We start from the raw sequence: 11985 nt of genomic DNA, 5'->3' as shown, positions 1-11985 counted from the left end.
GACAAAATCTCTCAAATACCTTCAAAATGAATCTCAGACTCACTGGATAACGGATCTTTTCTGTATAGAGAATTCGTTACACCTAATTTTAAGAGATCAGACACAAATTTTAATTGCAGTCCTTTAATCGGTGCCGGATTTTGTTGAAGAAGTGCATGCCATTCATTAAAATTGCGTTTATCTACATAGCTCACTCTTCTCCAATCACTCGTAAAATCAACAAAGGCATCTGGTGCAACAATACACGCTTTTAATGACAGCTGTTTTTGATAAGGTTCCCAAGCTTCTCGAACGAATGATTGCATGCGTTCGAGTCGAATAAATGGACTCAAGACGGTTTCTTTCTGCTCATCTCGAACATTTTTCCAGAAACGTTTATTTTCAGCTTCTTGCCAAATTCCTTCTCCATTCATCCAAACGATCAGCCATACCTCTGTGGGTCCTACCAAAATAATATTTAGTTCCACTCCTGTATTCTTCACTTGAAAGACAGGTTCATAGAACAAAAAGTAATTATCAGGAATTCCTTGAATGAGTAACTTTAGTGTTTCATCATGAAGATATTTATTATCCCAGTTTGAAATCTCTTTTACAGTCGAAGTGGCCCAGTTCATCTGATGATGAAATAATTTTTCCCGAAATTCTTGATGAGATTTCTTACGATTTTCTGTTCCATATTGTTGTTGAAATGCCCTCCAGCGATTTTCTTTAATCCGCATAAATAACGATTGATAATGATGCAAATTATTTTCGTATCTTGATACATAATCAAGTAATTTTACAAGCTGCGCCATTCGAACTCCTTTCTTTTCATCACTCTATATCGAATAAGAGTGTAAAACATGGTATTTGGGCTGTTTCTCTATATGTGTTTCATAGATAACCACTTCATCAGCTTGGAATCGAATGTTTTCACCATATCGTCTCCACCACTGCTGAGAATTCAGGGAATTACAGTCTGACTCTATATGTTTCCGTGCAAGCGTTATATGCGGGGCATAAGGTCTTTTATCAAGTTGAAAACCTACCTCTTCACATACATAAGCCACTTGTTTTTGCAGAGTATATAAACAGTGTTCTTCTTCAACACCTGCCCAAAAGATCCTTGGATGTTGTTCGTTTCCGAAAAAGCCAAATTGGTTTATTTGTAGTGAAAAACCACCCTCTGTTATACTCATTTTTTCGTTAAGTAATTCTTGCAGTTTTTGAAGCTGTTCTAACGAAGCAGCACCTAGAAAAGCTAAAGTGATATGAAAGTCATCAGGATGTACCCATGTTTTAAAATGATGTTCATTCCTTATAAGATTGCATATATTCGCAAGCTTTGTTTTGGTCTCATCAGGAAGCTTTAGTGCTAAAAAATAATGTCTTTGCATACTTCTCACACACCTTCATTTATTTTATCAAAGAATACATGGATTCATCTGCTTTTTTCCCGCGTGACTTATTTGTTATAATCGAATCAGCAAGAAAAAGGAGTGCAGTTTATGAGAGTTGTTACAAATATCGCAGATTTAATCGGTGATACACCTATCGTAAAGTTAAACCGCCTTCCTCATCAAGAGGGAGCAGATGTATATGTGAAGCTAGAGTATTACAACCCTAGTCGAAGCCTTAAAGACCGCGCTGCCTATAATATGATCGTTGATGCAGAACAGAAAGGTCTCTTAAAAGAAGGCTCTACCATTATCGAACCTACTTCAGGAAATACAGGGATCGGGCTCGCTATGAATGCGGCCGCTAGAGGTTATTCTTCCATTATTGTGATGCCTGATACGATGACAGAAGAAAGAATTAATCTTTTAAAAGCATATGGAGCAAAAGTGGTGCTAACTCCTGGTGATGAAAAGATGCCTGGAGCGATTAAAAAAGCCAGAGAGCTTGTAGAGGAAATTCCAAACAGCTATATGCCTATGCAATTTGAGAACCCTTCAAACCCTGATGCACACAGAGGAAGCACAGCAATTGAGATTAAAGAAGCCATCGAAGAGTTAAACAAGCCCTTTACTGCTTTTATCGCACCCGCTGGTACAGGAGGAACGATAACAGGTACGGGTGAACAGCTTAAAACATTTTTTCCGAATTTAACTGTTCATGTTGTAGAACCAAAAGGGTCTCCTGTTCTTTCGGGAGGAAAGCCCGGGAAACATAAATTAGTAGGAACAAGTCCTGGTTTCATCCCACCAATCTTAAATCAACAGGTCTATGATGAGATTGTTCAAGTTAATGATGAAGACGCGTATACGATCACAAGACGTCTTGCTTCAGAAGAAGGGATCTTGGTCGGTCCATCATCAGGAGCAGCTGTATATGCCGCTTTAAAAATTGCAGAAAAACGCAAAAAAGGTGAAGTCGTAATCTGTATGACGTGTGATTCAGGCGAACGTTATTTATCGAGTGATCTGTTTCAATTTGAATAAATGACAAAAGCATCCCAAACAGAATTGGGATGCTTCTTTTGTACATTGTTGCCATGAGGGTTGCTAATCTTTTATAGAGATCTTTGAATCAGTATGCGACCTTGCACTTCCATCTTTGTGAGGATTAACACCATTACCAGCCCTATGAACGATAAAGCACCAAAAAATAAGTACGTGTAAAAGATGCTGTGTTTATCAAAGATCACACCGCCTACAAACGTACAAAACCAAGAGCCTAAGCCATTCCCTACAGCTGTGTATAGAGAAACTGCGGTTGCTCTCACTTCTACTGGTGTATAAGCTCGCACATATTCCATTGCTGCTGGGATGAACAACCCAACTGAAAATCCTTGTACGATGGTTGTCAATAATACGATTTGGTAAGATGGTTCAAAAAAATAAAAGGTCCAACGAACAGCAGAAACCGTCGCTGCAAACACCATAATATGCATCATTCCCCATCTTTTTATGGTGAGTCCAGCAAACTTCATAAATGGAGCTTCACTTCCAGCTGCGATCAAGAAAGCAAGTCCCACACCTGCTAAAGTTCCGCCTGTTTCTTGAATATAAAATCCAAAGTAAAAGTTATTAGCAAAAATAGGACCAAACACCAAGAACGTAGCAGCGAGAAAAACGAGGTAGGAAGGCATCCTGACTAGCTGCCCAATCCCCTTCCTTAGATCTGTACGGAGCGATTGGTTATCTTTAGGCATCTTGAAAACAAATAAAATACAAAGAAGAAGAACAGTGGTAAACATATAGAAAATCACTTGAATTCCAATGGAATCTGAAAGCTTTCCTGCTATATATACAGCTACTGCAAATCCAATCGCCCCAAAAAGTCTGTAGTTTCCATACTGCTTGTTCTCTTTTTGTACGTAATTTAAAAGAATGCTGTCTGAAACAGGAACTAACGCACTCTGCATAAAAGAAAACGCGATAAGTATGCCGATCAACCAAAAATAGGACTCGAAAAGATAGATGCTATATCCTAACCCAGCTGTTAAAAGCAATGATAGAACTAACACGGATCTTGGACGCCTTGAATAATCTGTAACCACACCCCATAGAGGCTGAGCAAATATCATCACGACTGGACTGATAGACATTAATGTGCCTATTTCTGTCCCACTGAGACCTACTGAATCTTTAAAATAAACACCTAATAACGGAAATAAACTCCCTAGACCAAAAAAACTTAAAAGATAAAAGCCTTTTAGACTGATAGAGGTTTTATCGAAAGAATTATTCATGATGTACCCTCTCTTACATACTATTTAGCTAGTTCGTAAATGGCTTGAGCGTATATAGCAGAAGCGAGAAGTAAATCCTCTACAAACATGTGTTCATCCTTTTGATGAGCCACATCTTCTCGTCCAGGGAACAACGCGCCAAAAGCAACTCCTGTCTCCAATGACCGTGCATAAGTACCACCGCCAATAGCCATCAATTCACCCTTTTTCCCCGTTTGATCTTCATAAACCTTTTGAAGGGTTTGAATCAATGGGTGACTTTCTTCTACATAGTTAGGTGGATTATTTTCAATAATTCTCATCGACCAATCATCTGTCTTCGCTCTTGTTGATAAAGTATTTTCAATCTTCTTGCTATCATGTGTGACCGGATAGCGTATATTCAACCCTACTTTTCCGCCTTCTACTTGATCATATGAAAGGATTCCAGCATTGACCGTTAGATAACCGCTCGCCTCATCTTCTGCAGCAATATCTAGCTTATTACCTGTAAATTCGCCCGTAAGTTCGTCCAACAAGCGAAGAAATGACTTAGCGTTTCCAGTGAAAGAAAGAGTGTTTAAGAATTCACCAAGCATAAGTCCAGCATTCTTACCCATGTCTGGTGTACTTCCATGTGCAGATTTCCCTTTTACTTTTAGGATTAAAGCATCACCTTCTGTTTGAGCTTGGTATTCTATTACAGATTTCTCACCAAACGCTTCGAACGATTGTTGAATTTCCTCTAAGTTGCTTGCTTGAATCTTAGCCTCTGCATAGTCTGGAACCATATTTAAACGCTGACCCGATGTAAAAGAAAGTAAAAGAAGGTCACTTGTTTCTTCCTTTTGATTGTTATCTAGACGAAACTCCACATCAAATATTCCTTTTTCTGCAGAGATGATTGGAAAATCAGCATCAGGTGCAAAACCGATCGCTGGCATCTCTTCTTTCGTAAAGTAATGTCTCACACATCGCCAGTTGCTTTCTTCATCACAACCAATGATCATGCGGACTTTTTTCGATAGTGGAAGCTTGAGTTCCTGAATGATTTTCATCCCATAAAAAGCTGCCATCGTTGGTCCTTTATCATCAATCGCACCTCGTGCGAAGATTTTTCCGTCTTTCACTTCTGCTCCAAAAGGTTCTACAGACCAGCCATCACCAGGAGGTACTACGTCAACATGACATAGAACACCTACGATGTCTTCTCCGTTCCCAATCTCGATGTGACCGGCATATCCGTCCACATTCTTAACAATCATTCCACTTTCTTTTCCGAGGTCTAACATATAGGATAAAGCTTTTTCTATTTCTGGCCCAAAAGGTGCTCCTTCTTTGACATTTTCTTCATCAAGCAGACTAGGAATGCGCAATAGCCCTTTTGTATCCTCCATAAGCTGTTTTTTTCTCAATTCAACTTGTTCTTTCCAATTGACCTGATCCATCACACTTACATCCTTTCTAAATAAATTGTTCTGACGATTGTCTTTTCGATCACTATCAGATGATCGATTCGTATACATCTTTGCTGCAGATGATATAGAGACGTGCATCATCACGAATTGGTTGGTCCAACTTCTTGTTGATCGATAGATCGTTGCCGTCCGCAATAAGTGTAGCACCTTGTTTCAACAAACTGTCAAAAGCGTCTTTGTATGTTACCCATTCCGATTGTTTTCGCACCTCAAATAAGTTCTCTCCTTCTTTATGAGAAAGAAGCTGTGTGTAGATCTCCGTAATACCTTTAGAAAAGGCGGACCGTACAGCCATACGAGAAACTGTTTCATGACTTAAAACAAACTCATCTACTTTAGCATGCCTAAAGTTTTTAATATGTTCCTCTTTTTTGATCTCTACCGTACTATGTATGTGAGGAGTTAAACGTTCTACAGAAGTTACGATCAATAGTGTTTTACCATCAGCGAGTGCTGAATCATGAATCGAATCATCTGAAAACACAAGTACAGATTTGGCTTCCTTTAAATTTGCTTGTACGAGAGTCCCTTCTATTGATGGGTCACCTTGAATGTAATGCACACTTTGATGTGTAATCGGTGTAACAGGCAGGTTATCAATAAGAACTACTTCTAGGTTTGGATGAGTTTCGATGATTTCACTAACAGCATATTTTGCTTTCTCAGACCATCCGATAATAACGAAATGATTTTTACCTTGAAAAGTCAATCTTCCTTCCTCCTTTCGTTTACGATGAGCTCCTAATGCTTCTACCAGTTTCCCAATAGCCAGACCAGCAATACCGATGCCGATTAAAAAGATGAAGATCGCGTAAATTCTTCCTGCTGTGGATACCGGATAGTAATCACCATAACCGACCGTTGTAACAGTTGTCATTACATACCACAAGGCGTCAAACCAGTGAGGGAATGTTTTTGGCTCTAGAAGATGCATAACGACTGACGAAAAAATAACGATAAAAAAGGTAAATGAAAAAATTCCAAGCTTATTCAAAACGAAAAGCCTATTCATCAGTTTTTGTAAAATATACACCTCATCGCTCCTAACATAATAATTTTTAATAACCCTATTATTGTACCTTATTCCCATTAAAATGGTTAGAGTGTTTTGCTTTCTTAGGAATCATGGGATATTGACAAATAAATATTTTAGTGTATAATGGTGCCAAATGGGAGGTGTAGTGTTGGTTAACTAACAATTTTCCTCTATATCTTTATATTTAGGATCATATGTTCGTTATGAGGTTTTGCTGCCTAGCCGCACAGACATCTTTTTGAACGTTATTACTACATTTAATGGCTGAAGCAGCGAAGAACCAATACGGATTCTTCGCTTTTTTTTATAAAAAGGATGGGTCTTAAGAATTAAAAAGAATGTAATACAACGTTCATATTTCATTAACTTTAGACTGGTATCATATAGTGTGTTAACAACTATCTAAATAACAAGGAGTGGTTTTTTGAGTCCTTCAACTGACAGAATGTTGAATCGTGTGAAAGCCCTGTATTTGTTTATTCGCAAGAAAGGTACTGTAACAACACGAGAACTAGTTGAAGAATTTGGAACTACGCAACGTACCATCCAGAGAGATCTTAACGTCCTCTCTTATAACAATTTAGTAACAAGTCCTGCCCGAGGTATGTGGGAAACAACAGGAAAAAAAGTAAAAGTATCTTAAAAAGATATAATAAATTTTCGGATAAGCATATTGCATTAAATAATCCCCGCTAATTTCTTAGCAGGGACTTTTTTTGTTATTTACAATTAAGATTAAAGTTCATCCTTATTGTCTTTTAAGAGAAGATCAGGAGTTCTTTCAATGTTCCATTCACGGCTTTCCCAATTCGGCGTTCCTGAAACAGGCATATACTTATCATCCTGACCGAATAAGTTTTTCCAAAATCCTTCTGCAAGTGAAAAACCAATAACTTGCTGACGATCTGTATCAATGATCAAATCTTTTATCTTCCCAATTTTTTCACCATCTTGATCGATGACAGTCCAATCTTTTATAGCCATATAAGAATAACACTCTTTTGGTTCATCTCTTTGTAATTCATTTCCGGAGAACACGAGTTTATCTTCATCAAATTCTTTCACTTGATGCCAAGGGATAAAAAAGGTTTCTTTTCCATAGTTCTGATTAGCAGCAAGGTTAGAGCTTCCTGTAAACGGAGTATGCTGTGTACCGATGCCTGAAGTGGCAGCCACTACTGTTTCCATATGTTTATCTGAGGGAACCTCTTCACGCTGATTGATTCCGTTGTCAACGGTGTACGTAAAATAGCATAAGCGATGGTCGTACATATTAAATAGAATGTCGTTGATCTTGTGCTCGGTTTCTTCCGTTGAAATCGTATGATTTTGGGCTTTAGCATCCATTAACTTTTCTACAGATAATTTCATTGGTATACATCTCCTTTTTATTGGAAGATACCCCTTATAAATTATTCAAAAACATCCTCTTTTAAAGAAAGTAAGGAAAGTTCTTCGTCTGCGAGCTCTCTATACATTCCTAACTCAAGCGTTTCATCAAGCTTGAGTTGCCCCATCTGAATTCGCTTCAAGAAAATGACCTTTCTGCCGATTGCCTCGAACATTCTTTTCACTTGATGAAACTTCCCTTCAGTGATGGTTAACTCTATCTCTGATTCTTTGTCATCATTAGTCAGGGTTCTTAAAAAGGCAGGCTTTGTTTTATACCCATCATCTAAGATAACCCCCTCTTTAAAATCTTCAAACGCACCTTCTGGAATTGATCCATTTATTTTGGCGTAATACGTCTTAGGAACATGTTTTTTGGGTGATAACAAAGAGTGTGACAACTGACCATCATTGGTTAAGATTAATAATCCTTCTGTATCAATGTCTAATCTTCCAACAGGGAAAGGCTCGAAATTCTGATCTTCCATATAAAGAAGATCAATCACCGTCTCATGCCTAGAGTCTTCTGTCGCTGAAATTACTCCTTGGGGCTTGTTCATCATCAGATAGATAAACTCTTTATAAACAGCTTCTTCTCCATGAACCATCACGTTGTCATGATCAGGGTTCGCTTGAGTTTTTGCATCCTTTACAACCTCACCGTTTAACGTAACTGCACCTGATTTTAGTAACTGTTTTACTTCTTTTCTGCTTCCATAGCCTGTATTTGATAGCCATTTATCTATTCTCATAAGAAACCTCCTGATTGAATGATCTTTTTTTCCTATATTATTGTAAAAAATTGATTGATTTTTGAAGAAACAGGGTAATTTAGTACTATAGGAGGAATTGGAATGAAAAGGAAAATAGGTCTTCTAGCAACTGCACGAAAAAAAGCGTCTACCCCTTCTGCAGCTATAGATTTATACATAAGTCCCTTATTCGTTAAGTCTGTTCAATACGCACAAAATCATTATGATGATTTTTACTTTTTTAGTGCAAAAGAAGGACTATTAACGAAAGACCAATACATTGAACCGTATAATGTTTCTATCAAAAATTTTAAGACATCTGAAAAACGGGAATGGGCCCATCACGTTATTCAAGACCTTGAACAAATCATTAAGCCTTCTCAATGTAAGATTTATATTCATGGCGGTTGGGTATACCGAGAATTTTTACAGCCCGCGCTTGAAAGAGCAGGTTTTCAATTTGAAGTCCCGCTCGAAGGCTACAGTATCGGTAATCAACTTAAATGGTACGATGAACAGAATCATCAGAGTAAATAAAGACTATCGCAGAAAAAGAAGGCCAATAATCAGCCTTCTTTTTTCTTATGCTTATTTTCTGCGTTTCAAGAAAGGAATGCGATCTCCTAATATGATATTTAATAGTCCTGATCGGTGACTTAAGAACACATACACCGCTCCACCAGTGAGAATACCGATCGTTAATTTAATGATCGTATCCAGTCTTGTCTCTGTCTCACCTAAAAGTGCCGATACAATCATGACGGTAACTGCCATCGCTGCGCAAAATAACGTGATCAGAACCGTTCTTCGATATACCCATTTAAAGGAGAAGCCGCTGTATTTTTTAATGATATACAGATTAAACAAGATCGATAGTGTATACCCGATGTTTGTGGCAATGACAGAGCCAGTCCCACTGAACAGCAATAACAATTGCTTGTTCAAAATCAGTTTCGCTAGGAAACCAGCTGATAAACTGATAAACGCATAACGTTGCTGATTAAGCCCTTGTAGTATTGCTGCCGTAACGGTAAACATCGCAAACCATAACCCGGTCGGCGCGTACCATTGAAGATAATAACCACCGGTTTCCATAGATGATAACCCAAAGAGTGCGCCATATGCCGGGTATGCAAGAACTGTCAGCCCGATCGCTGCTGGTGCCGTTAAGAACAGTACCATCTGAAACGTTTGGGTGATCTGTTTATGAAGAATTTCATCATCGTTTTGAGTGAAAGACTTCGTTATCACAGGTATCAAGGTTAGTGCAAGAGCAGTTGCTAATGATACCGGGATCATAACAAGCTTATGCGCGATCTGTGTGATGATGGCGAATACAGATTCTGCTTCTTTTAACGTATAATCCATCTTTTTCAGCGTGTTAACGATCGTAAACTGATCGACCATCTGATAGAGCGGAATAGCTAGACCAACAGCTACAAACGGTATTGCGTATTTGATCGTTTCTTTATAAATATCTCTTAACGATATATCAGCAACAGGTTTACTTTCTCTATACATCTTGTCCAGATGGGGTTTTCTTTTTATCCAATACCAGATAAGAACGGCTAAGCCTGCGATTGCACCTAGTGTAGCTGCAAATGTAGAAAGCGCTACGGCTGTAGTAATCTCCCCGTTCATTAGGTTGATTACGACGAAACTTCCAACAAGAATAAACACAATTCGAACGATTTGTTCAACGACTTGCGACACAGCTGTCGGCCCCATAGATTGAAAGCCTTGGAAGTATCCACGAATCAAACTCATAGAAGGTACTACGATTAGAGCGGTACTTACCATTCGAATAACTAATGTAATATCTTCAATCGTGTTGCCTTGTCCACCTTTTTCATCAATGATCTGATGAGCAAGTATAGGCGCTAACATATACAGTATGACAAAAGCGAGAGTTCCTGTCAGCGTCATAACTAGAAGACCGGATTTCAACAATTTTCTTCCTGCTGCATAATCTCCCAATGCATTATATTTAGAAACAAATTTAGAAACAGCAAGCGGAACTCCCATTGTGGAAATACTAAGTAATATGGTATATGGAATATAAGCATAGCCGTATAGAGCCATACCTTGTTCTTCTACTAGATTTGTAAATGGAATTACAAAGATCAATCCGATAAATTTCGAGAAAAAGGTCGCAGCGGATAAGATCAATGTTCCACGAAGTAATCGAGACAACTATTTTCAGCTCCTACTAATCATCCTAAAAACATTATTGATATTGTATCACATTAAAAGCGGAAGTAACCTACTTTAACTTTTTGCAAAAAAGTAAGGATTATGAAAACATATAGTCTTTTTGATTAAGCTATGCTATTGTATGAAATGATTTTTATTGAACGTATTAGAAAGTTGGGATTGTATGATTTATGATTGTATAGTGATCGGCGGTGGACCTTCTGGCCTCATGGCTAGTGTAGGGGCTGCCACGAATGGTGCACGCGTACTATTGATCGATAAAGGAGAAAAACTAGGTCGTAAACTTGCTATTTCTGGAGGCGGGCGTTGTAACGTCACAAACCGACTGCCTGTTGAAGAAATTATCAAACACATTCCAGGTAACGGCCGTTTTTTATACAGTGCCTTTTCCGTTTTTAACAACGAAGACATCATTCAATTCTTTGAAGGACTAGGCATTCAATTAAAAGAAGAAGACCATGGGCGTATGTTCCCTGTTACAAATAAGGCGACTGATGTGGTTGCTGCTCTTCTGCAAAAAATAAAGCAGCTTGGAGTTACGATTCGAACCAACACTCCTGTAAAAACGATTCATTATGGTGATGATATCCACGAGATCATTCTATATAGTGGAGAAGTGATCCATACTAAATCAATCGTAATCGCTGTAGGCGGTAAATCAGTTCCGCATACGGGTTCCACAGGAGATGGTTATGCATGGGCAAAAAAGGCGGGGCACACGATTACAGAGCTCTATCCAACAGAGGTTCCCATCACTTCAAATGAATCATTCATCAAACAAAAGACCTTACAAGGTATCTCGTTAAGAAATGTTGCACTCTCAGTATGGAATCCAAAAGGAAAGTTGATTAAAGCCCATCAAATGGATATGATCTTTACTCATTTTGGAGTATCTGGGCCAGCTGCGTTAAGGTGTAGTCAATATGTAGTCAAAGCACTAAAAAAATTCGATGTACCATCAATCGAGATGAGAATCGATTCGTTTCCTGAAGAAAATGAAGAGACTCTGCTTACTTCTCTACAGAAAAAGATAGATGCTGACCCTAAAAAAGCCTTTAAAAATGTAATTAAAGGACTACTTCCAGAAAAATTTCTTCACTTTTTAATCGAACGCGCTGAGATTGATGGTGACTCCATCGCGGATCAAGTATCCAAACAAGCCCTTCGTCAGCTTGTTGCACAAATGAAGAGTTTCACTTTTTCTGTTAATGGCACCTTATCTATTGAAAAAGCTTTCGTTACAGGAGGCGGCGTATCCGTTAAAGAGATCGCACCTCAAACGATGGCATCTAAGAAGCAAGAAGGTTTATTCTTCTGTGGTGAAATCTTAGATCTGCACGGATACACAGGCGGTTATAATATTACTGTTGCCTTTGTTACAGGAAACATTGCAGGAACTAACGCGGCTTACCATGCAATGGGGTAAGCTTGAGCCCTATAAAATAGGAAGAGTGGCAACCCATT

General features: G+C 38.5%; 12 protein-coding genes. 4 read left to right on the top strand and 8 right to left on the bottom strand.

All coding sequences use genetic code 11. The features are described 5' to 3' along the window. Nucleotides 1–11: 11 nt before the first annotated feature. Nucleotides 12–794, bottom strand: coding sequence for a hypothetical protein (locus IHV11_RS02780; RefSeq protein WP_197193629.1), 783 nt, complete (start codon nt 792–794; stop codon nt 12–14). Nucleotides 795–818: 24 nt separating this feature from the next. Next, a complete protein-coding gene (gene thpR / locus IHV11_RS02775) occupies nt 819–1376 on the bottom strand; it encodes an RNA 2',3'-cyclic phosphodiesterase (RefSeq protein ID WP_197193628.1) in 558 nt (185 codons plus the stop codon). 111 nt (nt 1377–1487) lie between these two features. Here thpR and cysK point away from each other — a divergent pair, with 111 nt between their 5' ends. Next, nucleotides 1488–2420 carry a cysteine synthase A gene (gene cysK, locus IHV11_RS02770; RefSeq protein ID WP_197193627.1) on the top strand — a complete coding sequence of 311 codons (933 nt, stop codon included), beginning with the start codon at nt 1488–1490 and terminating at the stop codon, nt 2418–2420. Between the two features lie 71 nt (nt 2421–2491). Here the strand turns inward: cysK and IHV11_RS02765 are convergent, their stop codons facing one another. Genes IHV11_RS02765 through IHV11_RS02755 form a run of 3 tightly spaced genes read right to left on the bottom strand, consistent with a single transcriptional unit; the run spans nt 2492 to nt 6163 of the window. Next, on the bottom strand, nt 2492–3673 hold the full coding sequence (locus tag IHV11_RS02765) for an MFS transporter (RefSeq protein WP_197193626.1): 1182 nt from the start codon (nt 3671–3673) through the stop codon (nt 2492–2494). 20 nt (nt 3674–3693) lie between these two features. Further along, entirely contained in the window at nt 3694–5100 is a 1407-nt protein-coding gene (pepV, locus tag IHV11_RS02760) for a dipeptidase PepV (protein ID WP_197194901.1), read from the bottom strand. 55 nt (nt 5101–5155) lie between these two features. Then, the gene (locus IHV11_RS02755; protein WP_197193625.1) at nt 5156–6163 is read right to left on the bottom strand and encodes an ion channel; all 1008 of its coding nucleotides are present in this window, start codon (nt 6161–6163) and stop codon (nt 5156–5158) included. A gap of 427 nt (nt 6164–6590) precedes the next feature. On the opposite strand from IHV11_RS02755, the gene IHV11_RS02750 reads away from it, so the two are divergent. Next, complete coding sequence (locus IHV11_RS02750; RefSeq protein WP_066243921.1) at nt 6591–6809, top strand: DeoR family transcriptional regulator; 219 nt, start codon at nt 6591–6593, stop codon at nt 6807–6809. Between the two features lie 92 nt (nt 6810–6901). Here IHV11_RS02750 and IHV11_RS02745 read toward each other — a convergent pair whose 3' ends face one another. Both IHV11_RS02745 and IHV11_RS02740 read right to left on the bottom strand, forming a co-directional pair. Beyond that, on the bottom strand, nt 6902–7537 hold the full coding sequence (locus IHV11_RS02745) for a PRC-barrel domain-containing protein (protein WP_197131749.1): 636 nt from the start codon (nt 7535–7537) through the stop codon (nt 6902–6904). Nucleotides 7538–7578: 41 nt separating this feature from the next. Continuing rightward, entirely contained in the window at nt 7579–8307 is a 729-nt protein-coding gene (locus IHV11_RS02740) for a pseudouridine synthase (protein WP_197189612.1), read from the bottom strand. A 102-nt stretch (nt 8308–8409) separates the two neighbouring features. On the opposite strand from IHV11_RS02740, the gene IHV11_RS02735 reads away from it, so the two are divergent. Beyond that, nucleotides 8410–8844 carry a DUF6884 domain-containing protein gene (locus IHV11_RS02735; RefSeq protein WP_197131752.1) on the top strand — a complete coding sequence of 145 codons (435 nt, stop codon included), beginning with the start codon at nt 8410–8412 and terminating at the stop codon, nt 8842–8844. Between the two features lie 51 nt (nt 8845–8895). On the opposite strand, the gene IHV11_RS02730 is transcribed toward IHV11_RS02735, so the two are convergent. Further along, a complete protein-coding gene (locus IHV11_RS02730; protein WP_197193624.1) occupies nt 8896–10500 on the bottom strand; it encodes a putative polysaccharide biosynthesis protein in 1605 nt (534 codons plus the stop codon). Nucleotides 10501–10684: 184 nt separating this feature from the next. Here IHV11_RS02730 and IHV11_RS02725 point away from each other — a divergent pair, with 184 nt between their 5' ends. Continuing rightward, a complete protein-coding gene (locus IHV11_RS02725; RefSeq protein WP_197194900.1) occupies nt 10685–11947 on the top strand; it encodes an NAD(P)/FAD-dependent oxidoreductase in 1263 nt (420 codons plus the stop codon). Nucleotides 11948–11985 lie beyond the last annotated feature (38 nt).

Origin of the sequence: Fictibacillus sp. 26RED30 (genome assembly GCF_015903845.1) — a bacterium.
Lineage (GTDB): Bacteria > Bacillota > Bacilli > Bacillales > Fictibacillaceae > Fictibacillus > Fictibacillus phosphorivorans.
Note: the sequence above shows the minus strand (reverse complement) of the source record. Positions and strands in the feature narration are given on the sequence as shown.

Coding starts and splice junctions, on each gene's coding strand:
- IHV11_RS02780 (WP_197193629.1), bottom strand. CDS start 794: ATGGCGCAGCTTGTAAAATTACTTGATTATGTATCAAGATACGAAAAT.
- thpR (WP_197193628.1), bottom strand. CDS start 1,376: ATGCAAAGACATTATTTTTTAGCACTAAAGCTTCCTGATGAGACCAAA.
- cysK (WP_197193627.1), top strand. CDS start 1,488: ATGAGAGTTGTTACAAATATCGCAGATTTAATCGGTGATACACCTATC.
- IHV11_RS02765 (WP_197193626.1), bottom strand. CDS start 3,673: ATGAATAATTCTTTCGATAAAACCTCTATCAGTCTAAAAGGCTTTTAT.
- pepV (WP_197194901.1), bottom strand. CDS start 5,100: ATGGATCAGGTCAATTGGAAAGAACAAGTTGAATTGAGAAAAAAACAG.
- IHV11_RS02745 (WP_197131749.1), bottom strand. CDS start 7,537: ATGAAATTATCTGTAGAAAAGTTAATGGATGCTAAAGCCCAAAATCAT.
- IHV11_RS02740 (WP_197189612.1), bottom strand. CDS start 8,307: ATGAGAATAGATAAATGGCTATCAAATACAGGCTATGGAAGCAGAAAA.
- IHV11_RS02735 (WP_197131752.1), top strand. CDS start 8,410: ATGAAAAGGAAAATAGGTCTTCTAGCAACTGCACGAAAAAAAGCGTCT.
- IHV11_RS02725 (WP_197194900.1), top strand. CDS start 10,685: ATGATTTATGATTGTATAGTGATCGGCGGTGGACCTTCTGGCCTCATG.